The organism is Microcystis sp. LE19-10.1B (assembly GCF_027530565.1).
GTDB classification, from domain to species: domain Bacteria; phylum Cyanobacteriota; class Cyanobacteriia; order Cyanobacteriales; family Microcystaceae; genus Microcystis; species Microcystis aeruginosa.
This window is the reverse complement of record NZ_JAPZQM010000608.1, coordinates 20,601-42,464: the sequence shown is the minus strand read 5'-3', so window position 1 is coordinate 42,464 and position 21,864 is coordinate 20,601. Positions and strand designations below refer to the sequence as shown.

General features: G+C 41.9%; 15 protein-coding genes, 1 tRNA gene and 3 pseudogenes. 2 read left to right on the top strand and 17 right to left on the bottom strand.

The features are described from left to right. The 6 genes and pseudogenes from O9332_RS21970 to O9332_RS21945 all read right to left on the bottom strand — a co-directional run. Positions 1 to 702, bottom strand: a pseudogene (locus O9332_RS21970) (Calx-beta domain-containing protein); the annotation flags it as partial. A gap of 139 nt (positions 703 to 841) precedes the next feature. Continuing rightward, positions 842 to 1,795 (bottom strand): RpnC/YadD family protein, encoded by a 954-nt coding sequence (locus O9332_RS21965; RefSeq protein ID WP_288027425.1) that lies wholly within the window; start codon positions 1,793 to 1,795, stop codon positions 842 to 844. Positions 1,796 to 1,920: 125 nt separating this feature from the next. Beyond that, positions 1,921 to 2,397 (bottom strand): annotated as a pseudogene (locus tag O9332_RS21960) (DUF4351 domain-containing protein); the annotation flags it as partial. A 136-nt stretch (positions 2,398 to 2,533) separates the two neighbouring features. Then, positions 2,534 to 4,024, bottom strand: a complete 1,491-nt coding sequence (locus O9332_RS21955; RefSeq protein WP_002763899.1) for an MFS transporter — start codon at positions 4,022 to 4,024, stop codon at positions 2,534 to 2,536. Between the two features lie 22 nt (positions 4,025 to 4,046). Next, positions 4,047 to 4,829: a DNA repair protein RecO gene (recO, locus tag O9332_RS21950; protein ID WP_002763897.1), complete on the bottom strand. Its 783-nt coding sequence runs from the start codon at positions 4,827 to 4,829 to the stop codon at positions 4,047 to 4,049. Between the two features lie 292 nt (positions 4,830 to 5,121). Further along, a tRNA-Ala gene (locus O9332_RS21945) sits at positions 5,122 to 5,194 on the bottom strand. Positions 5,195 to 5,271: 77 nt separating this feature from the next. Here O9332_RS21945 and trhO point away from each other — a divergent pair. Continuing rightward, the gene (trhO, locus tag O9332_RS21940; protein ID WP_002763895.1) at positions 5,272 to 6,084 is read left to right on the top strand and encodes an oxygen-dependent tRNA uridine(34) hydroxylase TrhO; all 813 of its coding nucleotides are present in this window, start codon (positions 5,272 to 5,274) and stop codon (positions 6,082 to 6,084) included. A 48-nt stretch (positions 6,085 to 6,132) separates the two neighbouring features. On the opposite strand, the gene O9332_RS21935 is transcribed toward trhO, so the two are convergent. Genes O9332_RS21935 through O9332_RS21925 form a run of 3 tightly spaced genes read right to left on the bottom strand, consistent with a single transcriptional unit; the run spans position 6,133 to position 8,732 of the window. Continuing rightward, positions 6,133 to 7,698 carry a protein kinase domain-containing protein gene (locus O9332_RS21935; protein ID WP_002763894.1) on the bottom strand — a complete coding sequence of 522 codons (1,566 nt, stop codon included), beginning with the start codon at positions 7,696 to 7,698 and terminating at the stop codon, positions 6,133 to 6,135. 57 nt (positions 7,699 to 7,755) lie between these two features. Beyond that, positions 7,756 to 8,178 (bottom strand): hypothetical protein, encoded by a 423-nt coding sequence (locus tag O9332_RS21930; protein WP_002763893.1) that lies wholly within the window; start codon positions 8,176 to 8,178, stop codon positions 7,756 to 7,758. 44 nt (positions 8,179 to 8,222) lie between these two features. After that, the gene (locus O9332_RS21925; RefSeq protein ID WP_002763892.1) at positions 8,223 to 8,732 is read right to left on the bottom strand and encodes a coiled-coil domain-containing protein; all 510 of its coding nucleotides are present in this window, start codon (positions 8,730 to 8,732) and stop codon (positions 8,223 to 8,225) included. Positions 8,733 to 9,193: 461 nt separating this feature from the next. Between O9332_RS21925 and O9332_RS21920 the strand changes: the two are divergent. Next, positions 9,194 to 9,620: pseudogene (locus tag O9332_RS21920) on the top strand (hypothetical protein); the annotation flags it as partial. 228 nt (positions 9,621 to 9,848) lie between these two features. Here the strand turns inward: O9332_RS21920 and O9332_RS21915 are convergent. The 8 genes from O9332_RS21915 to O9332_RS21880 all read right to left on the bottom strand — a co-directional run bounded on the left by O9332_RS21915 (position 9,849) and on the right by O9332_RS21880 (position 21,846). Next, complete coding sequence (locus tag O9332_RS21915; protein WP_002763888.1) at positions 9,849 to 10,628, bottom strand: pentapeptide repeat-containing protein; 780 nt, start codon at positions 10,626 to 10,628, stop codon at positions 9,849 to 9,851. A gap of 436 nt (positions 10,629 to 11,064) precedes the next feature. Then, on the bottom strand, positions 11,065 to 14,163 hold the full coding sequence (locus O9332_RS21910) for an efflux RND transporter permease subunit (protein WP_288027420.1): 3,099 nt from the start codon (positions 14,161 to 14,163) through the stop codon (positions 11,065 to 11,067). A gap of 42 nt (positions 14,164 to 14,205) precedes the next feature. Beyond that, a complete protein-coding gene (locus O9332_RS21905; protein WP_288027407.1) occupies positions 14,206 to 15,561 on the bottom strand; it encodes an efflux RND transporter periplasmic adaptor subunit in 1,356 nt (451 codons plus the stop codon). A 60-nt stretch (positions 15,562 to 15,621) separates the two neighbouring features. Beyond that, positions 15,622 to 16,923, bottom strand: coding sequence for an MFS transporter (locus O9332_RS21900; protein WP_287737395.1), 1,302 nt, complete (start codon positions 16,921 to 16,923; stop codon positions 15,622 to 15,624). 48 nt (positions 16,924 to 16,971) lie between these two features. Further along, complete coding sequence (locus O9332_RS21895; RefSeq protein ID WP_288027405.1) at positions 16,972 to 18,603, bottom strand: FAD-binding oxidoreductase; 1,632 nt, start codon at positions 18,601 to 18,603, stop codon at positions 16,972 to 16,974. A gap of 80 nt (positions 18,604 to 18,683) precedes the next feature. Next, positions 18,684 to 19,289, bottom strand: a complete 606-nt coding sequence (locus tag O9332_RS21890) for an isoprenylcysteine carboxyl methyltransferase family protein (RefSeq protein ID WP_002731647.1) — start codon at positions 19,287 to 19,289, stop codon at positions 18,684 to 18,686. Positions 19,290 to 19,301: 12 nt separating this feature from the next. Next, positions 19,302 to 20,477 carry a type III polyketide synthase gene (locus O9332_RS21885; protein ID WP_002731880.1) on the bottom strand — a complete coding sequence of 392 codons (1,176 nt, stop codon included), beginning with the start codon at positions 20,475 to 20,477 and terminating at the stop codon, positions 19,302 to 19,304. A 49-nt stretch (positions 20,478 to 20,526) separates the two neighbouring features. Beyond that, on the bottom strand, positions 20,527 to 21,846 hold the full coding sequence (locus O9332_RS21880) for a flavin-containing monooxygenase (protein ID WP_002798961.1): 1,320 nt from the start codon (positions 21,844 to 21,846) through the stop codon (positions 20,527 to 20,529). Positions 21,847 to 21,864: the final 18 nt, after the last annotated feature.

Below are 21,864 nucleotides of genomic sequence, written 5' to 3'. Positions count from 1 at the left end.
ACCACTCCAAGCCCCACCACTCTCAAAAATACTGCTACCTATTCCTGCGGGAAAGGTGGTTGTCCCCGCGTAGGTGTTACTGGAGTAGTTGACAATTAATAGGTCGTTTCCGTCCCCACCATTGACGTTATCTTGTCCTCGTAAAGGACTAATAGTGTCATCCCCAGAAGTTCCAGTAATATTGTCATTCCCATTAGTCCCCGTAAAATTCGCCTGTTCTACTTGAATAATTTCCCCATTTACTATAATTGTTGTCTGGTCATTCTCTGCTCGTAAAGCGTCTAAGGTTGCCACATCCAGACTATTTCCCTGCACCAACTCTGCAAAAATTGCCCCCTCATCTCCCGCGCTATCCACCTGATTAACTTGAGCATCCACATAATGCCCAATCTCTTCTAAAATTACATTAACTATCGATGCTGACGAGGCCGTATTTAAAAAAGATGCTGATAGATAAATCTTATTGGTACTGCTGGCATAAGCACCATTCGCCGTCCCCAAAACTTCATCACTGAGTACCTCAATCGGGGGAATTTGACTAAAATTTCGGCTTTGCCACTGTTGTCGTAATTCCGTCGCCTTAACCACATCATAACTTGTGCCAAAAGCGATAGCCAAATTCGCCCAAAAACCATCAGATTGAGCGAAATTGAACAAAACATCGTAAACAGCAGGAATAATCGACAAAAGGGTAGAAGTCATGACATTGACAGCAAAAGTTTATTGATAACAGTTTTAGCATAACAATGGCCAATCTTTCAAGACCCCTGTAACAGAAATTAACATTATACAGAAAACGGGTTTCTTGAAGAAACCCGTTTTCTTGGGCGACAAACCAGAATTATTCAGGTTTGATTAACTGATTTAAATAGCCTTGAAAATCTGAGATTGAGTCAAGAGTAATCGCTTGTCTTAAGAGATTTTTCAGAAGAGAAGTGTCTTGAATTTGGCTAATCTCATCAACCAGTTCCGAAGGCACATTCTCAAAGCGAATCTCAAGGGCATCAATGACAGATTCTCGAGCTTTTTGAATCATCCCCTTTTCCATTCCCATTCTTTCAACACTGGTAATATAAGGCATTCTTTTTTCCTCCTCGTACTGATTTAATTCCTGTTGAAACTCTTGTTCTAATTCAGTGGGTAAGCTCATCAGCCAATCGATAAACTTAAAGAGGTTGAGAATATCCTCTCGTTGATAACCCTGTTCGTACAACCGTTTAGTTAATGCTAATTTCGCTTCTTTGCGCTTTTTTCGGTTTTGCCGAGTTTCTAAAGCTTGGAGATGCGCCATCACGACTGTAGCAAAAGGATTGCGGCTGGCTGCTAAAGCTGACCACTGCTGCTTAAATTCTAGCAACTTGACGACCGGAAAGCGAAAACTCACTTGACAATCAAATAACTCACGCTCAAATTGATTGGGTCGCCAAGAAGCATTATCATCACCTAAAACTGCCAAACTCGCTACTGAACGCCTGTAACGATCATAAATGCGATAGTAATAGACAAACATCCGTTCAGCAAAGTCAATTTCTCGCTGACCCTGGATTTCTATGTGGATTAAAACCCAGGTCTCTTCTCCCGCCATACGATAAATTTTCACCAACTTATCGACGAGACGTTTGCCTAACTCAGCATCCCGCACCACTTGTTGAAGTTCTTTGTCGAGAAATTCAAAGCCTTGATTCCAATCAATACCCGCGTGAGCTTGAGGAAAAAAGAAGGAAACAAAGTCTTCAAAGTAGATTTCTAAGACATCTTTCCAAGGAGTATCAAAATCAGTATTTGGGTTATTCATTTCAGTTATCAGTTATCAGTTCTCTTGAACCACCAAAGCAATTTTTGTGATATACTGTACTTACGCAGAAAACGGGTTTCTTAAAGAAACCCGTTTTCTCCAAAAGGCGATCGCTAACGTCAAAGCTAGGCAGTTAAAGTATTTAACCAATTGATTAAATCTTCAACCGCAGAGAAGTCGAATAAAGCTTCTCCTAATGCTTCGACATCATCAATACTTAACTCCATAATTTGAGTTTCTAATAAAGGATTAATCTCCCCTAACTTGCGTTTAAGTTGACGAAGAATCAATGTCTTTTCGCGTTCGATACCGCGTTCAATACCGCGTTCAATACCGCGTTCAATACCTTGTTCGATACCTTGTTCGATACCTTGTTCGATACCTTGACGCATCCAACTGGTGGTAATTTGCATAACTCCCTCCTGTACGGGTTAACTAAATGTGCTAATCTCTTCTTGAAATTGTATCTCTTCGACCGGATTTAGATTGAGATAAGTATCAATAAATCCAGAAATTAATTCCATTTTCGCCGCATCTAACCTTAAAGTGATTAACAAGCGCAGACATTCCGCCTTAACCTTAGCTCGCTCTTTGTCTGCAATAGGGTGATCCAGAAAACGGGTTTCTTCAAGAAACCCGTTTTCTATTCAATCTCCTGACTCCTGACTCCTAACTCCTAACTCCTAACTCCTAACTACTGATTACTGATAACTGATCACTGATAACTGAAAAGTTACGCTAATCTTTAGATAAATTGCGAGAAACATACCAAGTAAAACCACCGCCGATAACTGCCATAACTGCTAAAGCTAATAGTACCGGTCGGAGTCCGAATTGAGTTTCGGCGATACCCGCGACAGCTAAGGGTAAAGAGAGGGCAATATTAACGGCATTATTTTCTAAACCAAAGACTTTACCGCGCATTTCGGGGGGTGTATCTGCCTGTAGGGTAGTTTGCATGGGAACCCCGACTAAAGCGGCAAAAATCCCTAATAAAGCCGTCATAGCGAAGGCTAAAATTAAACTTTTTGTTGCTAGGGATAAACCGATTAAAGCTGCCGCCATACCCAGGGAACCCCAGAGACTTAATCGGGTGTGGGAGAATTTTTGACCCCAATAACCTAGGGTAATCGCACTAACTGCCATTCCCGCACCACAGGAGGCTAATAAAAAGCCAAATTGAGAGGCTTTTAACCCGGGTAGTTTTTCCGCCATACTGACGGCTAATACTGATAGAGCAGCAAAAATACAGAATAAGATGACTAATTGAATTAGAGCGTTACGAACTTTATGATTTTTGTTGAGGTAACGAATGCCGTCGCGGATATCTTCCCAAACATGGGGCTGTTCTGCGGTAGGAATAACATATTTTTCGCTAGTTCGCAGGATAATTAGAATTAAACCGGCAATTATATAAAAAGCACCGACAATCATCACTTTGCCAATATCAAATTGTCCGGCTCTCGTGCCGAAAATGCTATCAGCAAAAGCTAATACCGGTTCACCGATGGCAAAACCGATAATTAATACTGCCATGGTGGTTAAAGTGTTGAGGGAATTAGCGGGTAGAAGATGACGACGTTTTACCACTAATGGCAGGGTAGATTGTTCGGCGGGGGCAAAAAATTGGGTTAGGGTGGAGACAAGAAAAGTAATGACTAACAACAGGAAAAAACCGAAGGGTAAATTAAATTCTCCCTGTAACCGGTAATGCCAATTTCTTAAACCGTCAGGCAACCAACCGAGGGGAACCGCTAAAGTTTGCTCGCGCACTAACCATAATAATAGGGGTATGACGAGGACAAAAGCCCCGCGTAAAAGGTTAGAAATAACTAAAACTTGTTTTTTTAACCATCTATCAACATATACACCCGCCACCGAACCCACTAACACCGCCGGAATTGTATTAGCAATCATTATCGCCGATACCCAGCCGCTAATCGATTGATCGGCTTCTTGGTAATGGGTGGCAATTAGGGAGATCATCAGGACTAAATAGAATTTATCCGCTAATTGGGAAAAAATTCCCCCCGCCCAGAGAATGAGAAAGCGCGGGTTTTTTAGCACTGGGGCAAAACCCTGACTGGGATTGGATTTGGGCGCACGTTTAGGCAAGCGGTTCATGGTTTCTGCGTCGGATTGCCTCGGTGAGGAATCGGAAGAATTAAAAACAGGAGTGGGGGAGGCGCTGGACGTAGCGTCGTCAGTTTCTGAGTCAAACAGTTGCATTATGATGATTTTTGCTATCTGTTTAAAATTCTAAGGGAGATAAACCCTCAACTAATGCCGAGGAGCGAAAAGTTTTTCCCAGATGATATTGAGTATAGCGACGCAGCAAACGATCGAGGTTAATCCAAGCTAGTTCTGAGGTAAGGTTTTCTTCTGGGGGAAAATCTGTTTTTCCTAGGCATTGCAGTAATTGCAGTTCTTGCAACGTCAGTTTACTATCGATTTTGGGCGGGTTGATTGTTTCTGTGAGGGCAGCTAGATCTATTATGCCCCCTGCCTCGAAACTAAATCCTAGGCAATTGTCCCCAATTAAGGCTTTTCCCGTCAACAGGCAGTTATGGACTTGCGGCACTAAGCCGGCAATTATTAAGAAATGAAAAATTGCTTGACAAAGGTAGGGAAGTATGTATTGATTCTCGTCGAGGACTTCAATTCTGGCCAGATGGCTGCAGATTAATTCGTATAATTCCCTCTGGGGTTGTTCGCTCAGTGCGATCGCTAAAACCAGTTCGCAGAGGTATTGACTAACGGTGAGTTTGGCGAGATTTTGACTTAATTTGGGATAAGATTCGATAGTTTCAGCTTGAACGACCTTATCTAGGGATTTTCCAGCGACTATCAACAGATTATTGACCACAAATAGTTCACTTCTACCCCGCAGGGAAGATTTATACTTGCGCGCACCTGGAGCGATGGCTCTAATTAAACCATACTCGGCGGTCAAAATAGTTAAGAGGCGATCGGCTTCTCCGAAGGCCATTCCTTGTAGATTGATTCCAGTAGCTTGATAGGTACGAGACATCATTTAATAATTAACTAGGGTCTGCTGAAAAAGTTTTTCGTGGGGACAGGGTGTGGGGTGTGGGGTGTGGGGTGTAGGGTTTTACCGATTTTGAGGGGGTCAATTACCTAATTTTCAGGGAAAAAGTCCAGGGATTTTCCCCCCGATCACTCCCATATCTGGTACCTTTTGATTGACAAAAGGTCTAAAAGTCTTACCCAACAAGGTTTTTAGATTTTTTCGGCAACCCCTAGCTAATTGTCTCCCCAAGAAGACTTGAGCTAATCACCAAGCAAGGGGAAATCAGTCAGGACTATGGAGGTTAGCGGACTCGAACCGCTGACATCCTGCTTGCAAAGCAGGCGCTCTACCAACTGAGCTAAACCCCCGATCTGGTTTTTAGGACACTTTCGTTATCATAACCTATAGTGAAAAATATTACAAGTTAATTTTTCCCTTGCCTGCCATGTCTTATCTAGTCGCCACTTTTTACCAGTTTGTGGCTTTGTCAGATTATCGTCAAAAACAGCCAGAAATACAAAAATACTGCCAAGAAAGAGGAATTAAAGGAACTATTCTTCTGGCAGCCGAGGGGATTAATGCAACGATCGCCGGGAACAGTCAAGCGATCGCTGAGGTGATTAGTTGGTTAAAAACCGATACTCGTTTAGCTAATCTAGAAGTGAAAGAGTCTGTTTGCGATTATTTGCCCTTTCAACGCTTAAAAATTCGCTTAAAACAGGAAATTGTGACTTTTGGTCAACCCAAGGCTAATCCTCTCGAAAACACAGGAATTCATCTCAAAACTGAAGAGTGGAACCAATTGCTGAAAGAGCCGGACGTGGTAGTGATCGATACTCGTAATAATTATGAAGTGAAGATCGGTACTTTTGCGGGAGCGCTTAACCCAGAAATCCAGCATTTTCGCCAATTTCCTGAGTATATTCACGACAATTTTGATCGTATTAACGATAAAAAAATAGCTCTTTTTTGTACGGGGGGAATTCGCTGTGAAAAGGCGGCAGCTTTTTTATTAAATCAAGGTTTTTCTCAAGTTTATCAGCTAGAGGGAGGTATTTTGAAATACTTAGAAGAAGTTAGTCCTGATCAGAGTCTTTGGCAAGGAGAATGTTTTGTTTTCGATCAAAGAGTGGCACTAACAGCTAATTTAGAGGTAGGACATTATGAAATGTGTCCCGCTTGCGGTCATCCCATCGATGAAAAAGATAAACAGTCCCCCAATTACCGAGCAGGAATATCTTGTCCCTATTGTAGTTAATTTTATCCTATCGTCCCGCTCTCATCTCCCTACTTTTCTAGCATCTGGTTACTTTTTCTTGCGGATTTGTGTACCAGAAATCATGTCATGAAGGGCGCGTTTTTTCTTTGTCCAGGCTGCCAGTAAAAAGCCCAAATATAAGGGAGCAGTGGAGAGATATTTTAGTAAGTAGCGGCGATTTGCTCTTGCAAAAGATATGCGTCGGCCTTGGCTATCGGTGACGGATAAATCAAAAAACATTTTACCAATAGTGGCTTTAAAAAGATATTCTAAGAAAACATAATATAACCATTTAATAACTATTCCTAAACCGAGAGCGGTCAGGATGGCAATATGTTCGTGAGTAAAGTTAACTTTGGCTTGAATATTATAGATAATTGCCGCTATAAATAAAGCAAAACCAAAAATTGTTGTTCCAGCTGCACTTAATCCTGCTGCGTAGTAAACCCAGATTTCTTTGGCTATATCAAAATCAAGGTTTAAATCTTGAAAAGTTGACCATTGTTGTAAGCGAAAACAGATATAACCACCTAATAAAGCGGCGATAATAAGAACGATAAAAGAATCAATTAAAGAGGCTTTTAACCGGAGCCAAAACCCAGCATAACTGGGAGAAATTGCAGCGAGTAAAGAAATAAGTGCAGGATTGGGAATAGGAATAATTTTAGGTTTTTCAAGAGAAGAATTTTTAGTTTTTTTAGTTTTTTTAGTTTTTTTAGTTTGATGGGTATTGGCTTTAATATCAGTAATAATTTTTAGCAAAGTTTTGGTGTCTTTAGGTCGATCAATAGGTTTTTCTGCCATTAAATTATCGATAAAATCTGCTAATCGAGAAGGGATATTTGGCGCATATTTACGCCAGTTAAATTCATTGGTATTAATATTGTAAATTTTCGGGTCACTGGGTTCTTTACCGGTTAACAAAAAGACGAAAGTTTTGCCCAAAGCATAAAAGTCTGATTGGGGGACAGAGTGACCAAGAGATTGTTCAGGAGGAGCATATCCGGGGGTATAAATTCCTGTATTTTTACCTCCTGCTAGGACAGTTTTAGTCACTTGTCGCGCTGCCCCAAAATCAATTAAAACTAATTGACCATCGGGTTTTAAGATAATATTAGAAGGTTTTATATCACGATGATAGAATTTATGTTTATGAACTTCATGGAGAATATTAGCTAACTGAGTTAACCAATCCAAAGCGAGATTATAATCAATCGGTTTAAATCCTCTTTGTTTTTGATGTTCTTCTAAGTCAATACCAGCAATTTTCTCCATGACTAAACAGTGTAAAGCAGTTTGACTCTCCCGGGGATGATAAATAAAATAGTTTTCTCCTTTGGGAATACCGGGGTGATTTAATTGTTTTAAAAGATTGGCTTCCTGTTGAAATAAATCAATAGCTTTGCTAGAATCGTAGGTAAGAACTTTTAATACTTTGGGTATTTTACGTTCATCTATCACTTCATAGGTATTACCAAATCCACCTTTGGCACTCAATAAATTTGTGACTCGATATTTACCATTTAAAAGCAAGTCGGAACCACAGGATTGACAGTAACGACTCTCCGTGATACTTTTCGGTTTGGGACAATGAGGATTAATACAAAAACTCATGGATTTTATTGGTAGATTACAAAATAAACTTGATGATTAAAATATTCACCGATATATTTAAGGTTTATTGCCAAGAAAAAAGCCGCGCAATCCCAAAGTTACCACGGCACTTAAAAAAGCCACAACCATGGGGATAATCAGGGATTTAAAACCTTTTAAGTCAGCAATATCTTTAACTAGGATTGCATAACTATCTTCGACTTTTTCCAGTCGTTTATCCATTGTTTCGACTTTCTGATCAAGAGTTTTAATATCTCCTTTTATTTCCGTGACTTCCACTTTTAAATCATTAACATCTTTTTGGAGACTGTCAAATTTTTGATCCATATCTCTTTGGAGACTGTCAAATTTTTGATCCATATCTCTTTGGAGATTGTCGATTTTCTGATTAACATCTCTTTGGAGATTGTCGATTTTACTCTCGATTCTTGTCAGGACAGATTCAAGGGAATAGGTAACGGTTTCGCTAGTTTGTGTCATAATTAAACCCCTCTTACAGATAACTACTTTATTGAAATAAAAAATTAAGGTTTGTTGCCAAGAAAAAAGCCGCGCAATCCCAAAGTTACCACGGCACTTAAAAAAGCCACAACCATGGGGATAATCAGGGATTTAAACCCTTTCAAGTCAGCAATATCTTTAACTAAGATTGCATAATTATCTTCAACTTTTTCTAGTCGTTTATCCATTGTTTCGACTTTCTGATCAAGAGTTTTAATATCTCCTTTGATTTCTGTGACTTCCACTTTTAAATCATTAACATCTTTTTGGAGACTGTCAAATTTTTGATTAACATCTTTTTGGAGACTGTCAAATTTTTGATCCATATCTCTTTGGAGATTGTCGATTTTCTGATCCACATCTCTTTGCAGGGTGTCAAATTTTTGATCCACATCTCTCTGAAAGGAATCTATTTTCTGACCCATATCTCTTTGGAGAGAGTCAATTTTCTGATTAACCTCTTTAATGCTATCTTTAATTTCTTTTAGGACAGATTCGAGAGAATAGGTAACGGTTTCGCTAGTTTGTGTCATAATTAACAACCTCTGGTCGATGGGGCCAAATACAATTAGGTTATACTAAAAAAGTTTTGCGTTGGTGTGGGGTGTGGGGTTTTACCCATTTTCAGGAAAAAAGTCCCTGAATTTTCCCCCCGATTACTCTCGGCTGGCACTTTTTGATTTGAAAAAAGCCTAAAGATATTAAGCTAAACGGCTTTTACTTCGGATCACCGATATAGACTCCAAAAGGGTTATAGCTGTTGGATCATGCAGGTTAAGCGCCGTTTAGCTTATCCAACAAAGTTTTTAGATTTATTCAGCCAGCCCCAATTATTCCCCTATTGCCTATTACTAGGGACTAAGGACGATTTCGCTACCGAAAAATTTCAATTGTGGCCAGAGAGCGGTCATGGTAATTTAAGAAAGCGATCGGGGAACTCTAACAGGGAAGATCCCGACCCTAGCGAGGGAGTGCCTGTTTAACCGTCTGTCCTATGTACAAGTCTATTACTGTTTTAACGCTGCTGACGGGAATTATCGCCGTTGATGTGGTTTTTGCTCAATCCACTGTTAATCTTCCCATCACAGTTAAACGGGGAGAATCCTACGAAGGATTATTGACTAGAGCATCGCAATTAGCAGAGAAAACTATCATCAGTCGTTTTAATCAACAACAGGGTCTTAATAAAATTGATTTATTGATAACGGCCGAAAAATCAGGGGCGATCGCACCTTTGCTCTCGGTGAAGGTGTCCCGTCAAGATTGGTTTGGTCATCCCAATATTCAACGCTGGAGAAATGTTTTTCCCTTTGGCAAAGATCTCCTCGGTTTTAGCTCTCCCGCACCCGTAGTCACCCCGAAAAGTCCCCCCGCTGCCGTTAATCCCACGCCATCTCCAGCACCATCTCCCAGTGCTAAGCTAAACGGCTTTTACTTCGGATCACCGATATAGACTCCAAAAGGGTTATAGCTGTTGGATCATGCAGGTTAAGCGCCGTTTAGCTTACCACTCCTCCTCCTCCTGCTTTACCCTTCGAGGACGAGCCGAATAATGCTCCCCCAATCCCCATTCCTAACCAAAGATTAACCACTCCAGCTAATCGTTAATTGATAGGAAAAGGAGGGACTTTCGGCAGACATATTGACTTTTAAGTGGCAAAACGGGGCTGAAACCAGTCTAGGGGAAAAATATCATCTTCTTGGGCGGTTTCTGTCCAACCGGTGACGCTCTCAAAACAAGTCCCCGTCAAGTTAGCACCCCTCAAGTCCGCTCCCTGTAGATTTACTTCTTGTAAACGCGCTCCCGCTAGATTAGCACCCGCTAAATTGGCCCCGCGTAAATCACTACCCGTCAGACGTGCCTCGCTAAAATTAGCCCTTTCTAAATTGGCCCCTTGAAAGTCCACCTCTTTCAGAAAAGAGCCGCTAAAATTGGCTTCCCTTGCGGAAATCTGACGACATTTAGCCCCACTTAACCGCGCCTCTTGCAAATTAGCCCAATTGAGATTAACTTTATCTAGGGTTGCCTCCAAGAGATTAACTAAGTATAAATTCGCCCCGCATAAATTCGCCCCGCATAAATTCGCCCCCCGGAGATTAGCATGGGAAAGATCCGCCCCACTTAATCGCGAGTTACGCAGGTTTGCCTGAACCATAAAGGCCCCGGTGAGATTGGCTTTGGTTAAGTCCGCTTCCACTAATTGCGCTTGACTTAATTTGGCATAGGTTAAATTCGCCCAATTCAAACTCGCTCCCCGCAGATTTGATTTAGTCAGAAAAGAGCGACTCAAATTAGTTCCGCGCAAATTGGCCGCAGCAAAATTGACGGCAATCAGAGTCACTTGTTGTAGATCTAGACTCATCAAGTCAATGGCTAAAAAATCCCGCTCTCCTTGTTCGTAGCGTCTTAGTAACTGATTAACTTTCATCTCCCTTCTTCTACTTTAAGACGGTGGTTAAGAAGTAATCAACAAAAGCACCTAAAAACTTTGTCCGATAACTCACTCTGCTTTTAGATGAGCAATTTACGAGGCCCTCCTTTGAGTTTATGTAAAGTTTTTTTTCGATTTTTTAAGGGAAGATAACCCGAACAGCAAGTTAATTTTAATCATAGTTAAATAGCTTGGCTAAAACAGTTGGACTGGTTTTCCCAATTCTACCCCAGTCCATCGGGTAATTAGTATCTAAAACTACTCTTGTTAAAAAACTTATCTATTGTTCAAACTCGATTATATTTAACCCAGCCAATTATCCCTATTTTCTCGGATCAGGGCGGTGGAGCCGAGAGGACTTTCAGGCTATTTTTACCCAAATCAATAGAGACGTTGTCTAGCAACGTCTCTACAAAAGTGGCATTTAATCAAGCTACTCAGAAACAGACAGAGGGGAAACCTTTTGGGCTTGAGCGAGATAGTACCATCCCGACGGGACAAATACCAGCGCGCTTAGGGTGGTTCCGACCACCCCGATGGAAATACAGATAGCGAGGGGTTCCCAAAAAGCGCCGCCGTAGAGGAATAATGGCACAAATCCCGTCACGGTGGTTAAGGTAGTGGTGAGAATGTGACGGGTGGAAGCAATGACCACTTCCCGGATTGCCTTGCGTTGGCGTTGAAGATGGGGCGGTAAAGCTTGTAAAGCCGCCACCACGACAATAGAGTCATTAACGGAAACCCCAACTAAGCCGATAGTGCCTAAAATGGACATGAATCCCAAGGGATATTCAAATAACCAGAGGGAAAATAAGGCTAGTCCAATTGAACTAATACCGACGACAGTAACTAGGGCAGCAAGACGGAAGGAGTTAAAAGAAAGAACAAGGGTTGATAGCATTAGAATCGCCAAGACTCCCACACTAGCAATTAGATTAGCCACAGCCGTATCTCTTTCTTCTTCCTCTCCGCCAAATTCGAGCCGATACCCTGGCGGAAGAGAAAATTTGCCCGATTCTAAGTTTTGGCGAAATTCGTCTAAAACCGTTGCAGCGATCGCATCAGCTTGAACATAGGCCTTCACCGTATTAATTCGCTTGCCATTTCGTCGAGGAATCGTGGCTAATTCGGGGAGAAAATCAAATTCTGCCACGGAGGAAAGGGAAATATTCGCCCGTTCAGCAGTGGCGGAATTACCGAGAATATTTAAAGAGGCAATTTGTGGCAGTTGCTCGCGATCGCGATTAGCGACTCGGACTCGTACGGGTAATTCTTCCGTTGCTTCTAAAATCGAGCCACCCACAGAACCTTCTAAAAGGTTATCCAATTGACTGGCGATCGCCGCATTATCCAAACCAATTAGTCGAGCTTTTTCTTCATTAATTTTTAAGGCTAATTTAGCTTGAATTTCACTTAAATCAGCAACAGAATAGGTTATTTCGGGTATTTTTGCCAGTTCTTCCCGTAGGGACTCGCCAATTTTCCTTAACATCTCCAATTCTGAGCCATAAACCCTAATTTCGATCGGGGCTCCCACCGGTGGACCCTGTTCTAGGGGGCTGACTAATACCCTTGCCATCGGTAGAGCTTGACTTAATTGTTTTTGTAAGGTTTCGATCAATTGGGGTTCATCAGAAACTTGCCGAAGTTGAATCAACGCTTGGGCAAAATTAGGAGAGTCTTTGACGCCATCGGAGAGATTATAGTAGAAGGGGGGAGCATTACGCCCTAAAAACCAGTGAACTTCCCCAATTTCTCGATGATCTAGCAGTATTTTTTCAGCTTGAGCCACTTTTACCTGAGTTACTTCTAGGGTTGTGGTGGGGGCCAGTTCGATTTCTAGGGTTAACTGATCTCGTTCTGCCGGCGGAAAGAATTCTTCCGGGAGAGTGCCAGCGACAACAAAGCCAGTAATTGGGACAATCAAGCCAATAACCAGACCTAATACGGGAAAATAGAGAATTAACTTCAAAATTTGGCGATATAACCCCGTTAGGAGCGGTAAATTAATTCCCGTATCCCACCAATGGGTTTTTGTCTGGTGCGATCGATGAGTCAGTTGATATAAACGTAAACTGAGGACAGGAATAATCGTTAGGGACAAAATTAGAGAACTAACCAAGGCTAAGATCACTGTTTGGGCGATAGTACGCACGAATTCGCCAATGCCTCCTTGCAAAAGAGCGATCGGCATAAAAGACAAAATCGTGGTTAGGGTAGAAGCTAAGAGGGGAATCCCTAACTGTTTAACGGTTTCAGCAACAATATGTTCGTGAGCTATTCCCGTCCGTAGTCCTTTTTGCAGTTCATCGACAATCACAATAGCGTTATCGATCAAAAGTCCCAAAGCAATAACAATTCCTGTCACCGACATTTGATGTAGGGGAATTTGCCAGAGATTCATACCGGCAAAGACCATCAGGATCGATAAAGGCAGCGATACACTTACTACCAAGGCGGACTGCCATCCCATCATCACAAAAGCTGTCCCCATGACACAGAGTAACCCTAGGATCATGTTGCTGAATAATCCATCGAGTCGGTTAGCCACATAACGATTTTGGGCAAAAATTATCTTGAGGCTCACACCTTGGGGGAGAGAAGGGCGAAACAGGTCTAACTTGGCCTGGGCTGCCGCTGTCCATTCGTCTATGCGTTGCCCCGATTCCATCATAGCGGCCACCACAATAGCCGGTTTACCGTTAATAATGGTTAGTTCTGGTGGTGGTTCTTGAATTCCCTTGGTAACTAGAGCGATATCTCCTAAACGGGTAAATTGTCCCTCATTACTGTAACGAATCGGAATGGCTCGAATCCGAGAGAGTGATTCTAAACTGGTATCGACTTCCAATAATAAATTATTGCGATTACTGCGAAGTTGTCCGGCGGCAACCTTGGCATCACTGGTTTGAATTTGTTGGGCAACTTCGACGGCGGTTAGGCCCAGGGAGGATAATTTCACCGGATCGATTTCGACTAAAATTTCCTCGGCTGGAACCCCGACTAACTCAACCCTTTCGGTTCCCCAAAGGGCTTCTAATTCATCGAACAGTTCTTGGCCAAGTCGGCGTAAAATAGCGTAATTAGGAGCGGTATCTAGATCCCAAAGGATGGCAGTCAATAAACTAAAGGCTTTACTATATCCTTCTTCGTATAAGGGTCTTTGGGCTTCTGGGGGTAGTTCCGGGATGACATCGGTAATCCGATCGCGAATGCGTGACCAGACGGGATCCACATCAGTCACTTCATCTTTAAGTTCAATATTGACCGTGGAACGCCCTAATTCTGAGGAGGACTCAATCAGGCTAATTTCTTTGATGCTAGAGAGAGATTGTTCAATTTTTTCGGTCACTAGGGATTCGACCCGATAAGGACTGGCACCGGGTAAATTGGTGGTAATGGTGGCACCTCGATTAATTGTTTCGGGATCTTCCATGCGCGGCAAAATTTGAAAGGAAGACAATCCCCAGACAATAATCAGAATTAAGGTCAGAATTAGTAATCTAGGTTTACGTTCAAATAAGTTATTCATTGGAGATTATTAGGGATAATAAAGCTGATTAATGACCACTGACTACCAAATTTCCACCATTTGCCCGGGTACGATGCGGTGAACCCCTTCGACGATCACTCGATCACCGGAGGTGAGAGTCCCGCGCACCAACAAGCGATCGCCTTGAATCGCTAGAACTTCTAAATCTTGGCGTTTGACGGTAAACTGTCGAGGATTATCGGGATTAGCTTCTCCTAGAACATAGGAAGACCATAATCCTCTCGTGCCTTGTACTAAAGCTTCTGTGGGCAACCAATAGCCCGATTGTGGAACTGATTGAGATAATTCTAGGCTGACCACTTGCCCCGGAATCAGGCCCTGAGTCTGATTTAAACTTAAAATAACCGTGGCGGTACGGGTAGTCGGATCGATTTGGGGCAAGGTTGAAGTGACTTGTCCTGTTAATATTTTGTTACCAATTTTTAAACGATGTTTACTGCCAATTGGTAAGTTTTCGGACTGGTCAATGGGAACCCCTATACGCGCTTCCAGTTTATTACTTTCCACTAAACGAACGATCGGATTACTTGCAGAAACAACAGTGCCAATATTGACGTGAAGGAGGGCAATAGTGCCATCGTAGGGGGCTTGAAGTTGGCTTTTCTCAATCTCTAATTTAATATTCTTCAGTTGGGCATCAAATTGGTCAATAACGGCTTTTTGCAGAGAAATCAATTCGGGACGAGTACCAGCTTTGAGTTCATCTAATTGACTTTGGGCTTCATCAATTCTCGCTTGTTGTGCATTAACATCTGTTTGCACTTCTTCGAGTTGTTCTCTAGTAATTGCCCCTTCTTGATACAATCCTAGCCGTCTTTGGTATTTAGATTGGGCTAAAGCTAATTGTTCCCTGAGATCGCGGACTTTTGCTTGGGCTGCGGCGATACTTTCTTTCCTGGAACCAGCTTGTAATTCTTGCAGTTTAGCCGTCGCTTGCGATCGCTGGGCGATGAGTTCTTGTTTTTGTGCTTCTAAATTGCGTGTATCTAGAGTAGCAATTAAAGTACCTCGGCGTACCTCTTGACCCTCTTGAACCAATAAACTAATTAATTGTCCCGAACGCTCAAATCCTAGTTCACTTGTCCGTTTAGCCACAATATTACCCGTATAACGGCGCGGTTCTTGGTGATGGGTGACAGGACTTAAAGTTAAGGTTCGCACAGGTAAGGCTGCCGTCTTGCTCTTATCGATTGCTAACGAAGCGGTTTCTTCTGAGGTGGTGGATTCAGAGGTGTCTTCTAAGAGGACATTACGCAGGGTAGGATAGGCAAAAACCGAGGTGGCCGCTAGGATCCCAGTAATAATTAATCGCCAGGGCAATCGCAGTTTTTTGATAGCAGTTTCTTGCTGTTTGGTGATGGGATTGGGGGAAGTCATAATCTAGTTCCAAATGAGTAGGGTTTTGTCAAGAGTAATAACAGATTAGCGAGGAAAGAACTATTTTTTGATCGCATAAGGCCGGAGGACAAAAGCCGCTGCTAGGGATAATATACCGGCGCACAAAAAGGCAATTTGTACCCCCCAGGGGTTATCAGGAGTTTTCCCGAAAGAAAGGATTAATCCTGTTAGAAAAGACCCCGCACCTTGGCTAAATTGAATTAGGAGACCCCTAGTTCCAAAAAATATTGCTTCTCGTCCCATTCCCTGTTGCTCCGCATCTTGATCGATAATGTCCGATAACATGGCATTCGGCAGACTAAAAAAGCTGGCTAGGGCTAAATTAGCGATGATTGAAAGGATTAACCAAGGAATCAAAGAATCTTGCCACCAAAAGCGACCACAGGCCATGGCAATCATACCCAGGCCAACCCAGATTAAAGAACCTTGAAAAACCAGTTTTTTGCCATATTTTTGCGCTAAGGGTAAAACTAGGGTAAATCCAGCTAAGGCACTCCCCACGATAATAGTATTAATCACGGCGGCAAAACTTACCTCTCGTTTGAGGAGAGCAATTACTAAAAAAGTCGGAATCACCGAGATAATACTAATCACCATCCACGCCAAGATCATGGTGATCATATATATACAAAAAGTCCGATTGGTAAAAGCCGCCGTTAAGGTGGTTTTAAAGTTAGGATATTTCCCCTTAGAAGGACTATATTCTTCTTTTTCTAGCAAGGGCATAGCTAGAGTAATTAGCCCAATAAGACTAATAGCAATACCCATCCCATGAAAGCCATAACTATCAGTTAACCAAGGGGCAATAATCCCACCAATGGTGGCACCAACTAAACCAAAAATTCCGATTTGAGTTGATAATTTAACTCTTCCTTCTGGGCTTTTAGCGAGAGTGGGCAACCAGGCTAAATAGGGAACATGGTAGGATGCCATGCCCACATAAAACACCCAAAGCATGGTGACTAAATAAATGAAGTAAGTGGTTTGATTTAAGTTATTAGGGGGATTAAACAACAGGATAAAACCACCAATTAAAGGGACTAAACTGGCCAGTATAAATGGTCTTCTTTTGCCCCAAGGACTCCAAAAGCGATCGGAAAAATAACCGACTACTGGCTGCACAAAAGCCCCAGCAATACGGCTAATCATTATCGCTATCCCCACTAAAGCAGAGGGCAATAAAATGGATAAGTTATAGTCATTGGGAATGCCCGGGTCGTAGCGATAAATTAGCATGGTTAGAAGGGCATTGTTAACGATAAAGTTACCAAACCAACCGGTGATATAAGGAAGATAATCTATTCGGAGATGTTGCCATTTGCTAGAAGTGCTAGAAGTCATTAGAATTGGGGGAGAGATGGGTAGTTAGCAGTAGATTGTTAGGCTTATTTAAAGAAATTCGTAGCGACCGGGTGAGAGAATGTGATTCGGATCCAAGCTGTCTTTAATTTTCTGGATTAAGCAACTATAATCGTCTTGGGCTACGGGTAAACTATTCATAGAGTGGGTACTAAGACGGTAGGGATAATAGCCTTGATTGATCAATTCTGCCAACATTTCATCGTGACAATTTAAGGCTTTTTGGTCTTCTCCTTCTAGCAATCGATCATAAAAAATGGCAGCATTGATGTTGATATTGCGCTCGGTAACACAGTTAATGCCGATATTAGGTTCATAACCATATTTTTGAGCGATGCTGCTGATAATATTGAGAGCATTTCTGAGATGATTTCCCAGAAAAGGAACAGCGGGAACACACCAAATCATGCCACAGGCATCCAGGTCTAAATTCAACCTATCGGTGGGGGGCGTTTTTTTGCGCCAATAAGCCATCTTCAGCACTTTTTCGGTAATCATTCCTCGTTGGGGATTTTTGTGATAAATTAAATCCACCTTGTCCTTAATTTCCACACCAGTAAATACTTTAAAAATGGGACTCATTTTGCTGGCCATTTTGAACTTATTTTCATCAAAAAACATAAGTTTATTGACAATTCCTTTCAAGGCTTTTTCAATTAGGTTTCTTTCGACTTTTCCCTGTTCTGGTGAAGCCGAATATAAAGCTCCTTCTCCTATCCAAACACCGCCGCCCCATTGATGACTTAATTGTTCTAATAAATCGGGGGGTAAAGGAGTTTTTTCTTGGCATTCCTGCCAGGGATATTGTTGTTGAATGGACAACATTCGGTAGTTATTATTAATGTGGAAGGTGGTTTTAATTACCCCTGCCATTTTCAGTTGACGTAGTTGATCGATCAATAACTCTAATTTATTTTCTTGATCGATGCTATAGAAAAAAGCCTGAAAATATTCAGGATAGGGCGTTAACCAAAAAGTCATTTTGGTGACGATTCCCAGGTTAGATTGGGTAAAAATTCCATCAAAATAGGGACCGACTCCCCAACGATTGACCGCCCCTATTTGGGAGTTTTCAAAGCGATTAAATCCCGTATGAACACATTCACCTGTGGGCAAAACTACTTCCATTCCACAGACATGATTAAAGCGATCTCCCAAAGGTCCTTTGGCTTCACCCCGTTCGAGAATATTGCCAATAATACTAGAATCAGGAGTCGAACCGGTGACACTCATTAATAATTTATTGCCATTTTTCTGCAAAAAATCGTAGAGTTGTCGCTGAGTAACACCCGCTTCAATAGTTACATAAGCTAGGGTTTCATTATAATCCAAAATCTGATTTAATCGACTCAAATCCATTAAAACCGAACCGGTGCGGCTAGGAACTCGCGAACCATAACCCCAATTTTTACCTGTACTAATAGGATAGACAGGGGTTTGATAGCGATTAGCAATTTTTAGAGATTCTTGGACTTCTTGACGATTACCTGGGCGAATAATTGCCGGGATTTTAGCATGGGTTTCGTAGGTAGCGGTCTCGGCTTCTAGGCGTTTTTTGTTATCGGTGCTGACATATTCGGAGCCTAATAAATTTTCCCATTCTTGTAGAGCGTTAGTTAAATTGTCGCTAATAATATTTTCGGAAACAATTAGAGAGTCCATAGTATTTTTTTTCTCCTTGAAATTCAGGTATGAGGGGTAATTAAAGGGCCGTAGGGAACCGGCCCTGCTATCCGTGGCAATTAACTTTTAAGCGGTTGCTGTTTGCGAGAGAAAATTGCGCTAAAACTAGGAATAAAACGGGGAGTATTGGCGAAAACTGCTTGATAATTGGTGTCTTGACTTAAAGCTTCTTCTTCAGCCGGAATGCGTTGGATTAATAACCAAGCATTCAGGAGACTAAAGACTATAGATGTCAGATAAGCGGTATGAAACAGGGGAACCACCGCTAATTCCGTGATCATGGCCCACCAGTTAGGATGACGGATATATTGATAAATGCCATTGTCGATCACGGGTGTCTGAGGAACCGTGACCACCTGATGAATCCAGCGATCGCCCAAGGCTTCAATGGAGGCATAGCGGAGCTTTTGAGCTAAAAAAGTAGTAATTAGGGAAAATAAAGCCAATGCTGGAATAAAAGGTCGATCGAGCAGATAAACTTCCCCGATCATGCAAAGCATCCAGCTAGATTGGAAAATCTTGACGAATCCCACATAATTAGAACTATGCAGTTTGCCACCTTCCGCTAAGACTTTGGCCATATTCTGTTTACTCAGACGAGTAACGCGCACTCGTTGGACAATAATGTAACTAATCAGGGCAATGAAAACTATTTGGCTTAACATCCTTAAATATCCTTAGAATTGAACTAAAATGGCTTCTTGAGCAAATCCAGGCCCCATGGAAATTATTAATCCGTAGGAACCCGTGGGAGGATGGGGACGGGAAAGGGTTTCATCGAGAATGCAGAGGATAGTAGCAGAGGCAATATTGCCAATTTCTGCCAAAATATCCCAACTAACCTGTAAAACATCTGGTTCTAACTGAAATTCTTCAACTATTGCATCGAGAATCTTTGGACCCCCCGGATGCACCATCCAACAGACAATTTCCTCGAGGGAAACTCCTGTTTTTTCCAGTAAAGATGTCACCGCTTTTCTCACCCCACCCTTGACGTAATCAGAGACTTCTGGGCGAAGAATTTGGCGAAAACCGTAGTCTGTTAAAGGTAATGCCATTAAATGCTCTGTGTGGGGCATTAACAGCGATTGAGTGCCGATAATCTTCAGTTTTGCTTTACCTTGCTTGACTAAGGGATGTTCATCTCCCGCTAAGAGAACCGTGCCGACTCCATCGCCAAATAAAGCCGCTACCACAAGGGTCATAATGATATTGCTATATTGAGACGGATCTTCGGGTAATTGTCCCAATAATTCCGTTAAATCGCTATGAATTGACCCTTGCCAAAGGCCAGAGGAGGGATCGGTGGTAAACAAAATCGCTGCTTCGGTGGGATGTCCTTGCAGATAATCGTTTACTCTGGCTAATCCTTGGGCGCCTCCCAAACAGCCGACACCGGATAACGCTTGCCGCTTGATATCGAGGGAAAAATCTAGACGATTGAGGAGTAAACTTTCTAGGGAAGGAACGGAAGGAAGAACAGTAACGGAAGTAACTAGGGAGATTTCTTTGGGAGAAAGAGCGGCTTTTTTGAGCAAATTAGTTACTGTCGATGTTACTAAATCCATAGTTAGATCGACCATTTGACGAAAGGGTTGGGCGATTCCAGGAGGATTATCGGCATCGAATTCATCTAGGGGAATAGTGAAGTATCGCCCTTGAATTTTGACATTACTGAAAAAACGATGAATTTGTTCTAAATCAAAAAAGGTTTGTTCCTGGAAGTCGAGTTGATTTTCTCGGCAATAATCTTGAAGAAGATTAGCACAATGATTTCTGATATTGACTTCTAGAACTTCTTGGGGATAGTAATGTTCTGGAAAACCGGTAGCTGTCTCAATAATGTAGGGCATTGGAGTTAAGAGAGAGGGATTTCAGAGGGGGGGAATTATCCTGGGAGATTTAAGCCAGTAATCGGCGAGCTAATCCTTGGGCTTGGCGTATATAACCCAATTTGTCAATCACTAAGGAGTGAGTACCGCTATGGTGTTTATTGTCGGCGCTTAAATTGGCACTAATTTGACGTTTTAGCTTTTCAAATTTATAGACAAACCGGGATTTTTTATCCTGAGCTTGTAGATAAGCGGCCACTAAATTACTTTGTTCTTCAAATACTCGCCAGTGGGTGCCAGTGGGATGAACCATTCCGATGACAAACAGGTTATTTTCCTCTGGGTGAAAAACATTCATATAGAGGTTGGGCTGGGTGGTTCCTTCTTGCCAATTTAAATCTGATTTGTCAATAAAAGAAAATTCAATTTTGTAACCAGTGGCGTAGATAATCAGATCAATTTCTTCTGTACTGCCATCGGCAAAAATAACATTCTTTCCGTCTAATTCTTGGATATTAGGCTTATGGGTGACATCTCCATGCACATAATAACGATAGATTTGTTGGTCACTGTTGGGAATAATTAGACCGTTACTTTTACAATCTGTAGGAATATTGAGTTTTTTGAGATTAACTCCTTGTAAGAATAGAGCTATTGGTGATAATAAAGCCATCATTTTCATGTGTTCTTGGGCTGGAATTAGATTCATGATTGGCGTGTTAATCATCACCCATTCTGGGGGCAAACCGAACAAAAATTTCGGCATACAGAGAAAGCCACGGCGGGTACTATGGAAAGTTTTACTACCATTAATAGCCGCTTCGACGACTAAATCCATGGCTGATTGTCCCGCTCCAACTACCAGGACTTTTTTAGCATTTAATTGAGCGGGATTATCATAATCTTTTGAATGGATAATTTCCCCGTCAAAATGCCCAGAAAATTGAGGAATATTCGGTTTACTATGATAACCACTAGCGATTAAAACCCCTCGGTATCGTCTGGTTTCTTGGTTGCTAAGGGTGACATCCCAAAAGTTACCCGCTTTTTTTACTTTCTCCACGCTGAGATTAAATTCCATGAAATCATAGAGATTGAAATGAGCGGCATAATTGCGAAGATATTCATAGACTAACCGATGATTGGGATAATCTGGGTAATCTTTTGGCATGGGAAAATCGGAAAAAGGTTGTGTGGTTTTATGGCCAATTAGATGCGTATTTTTATACATTGGACTATCGGGACGGTCATAAATCCAAATACCCCCAACATCCTGAGCAGATTCGATAACATTAAAGGGAATTTTGGCTTTGCTTAAGGCTCTAGCCGCCGCTAATCCTGCGGCACCAGCCCCAATAATACAGTATTGCTCTTTGTAATCTAAAGTCATGATTTTTCTCCCTTGAAT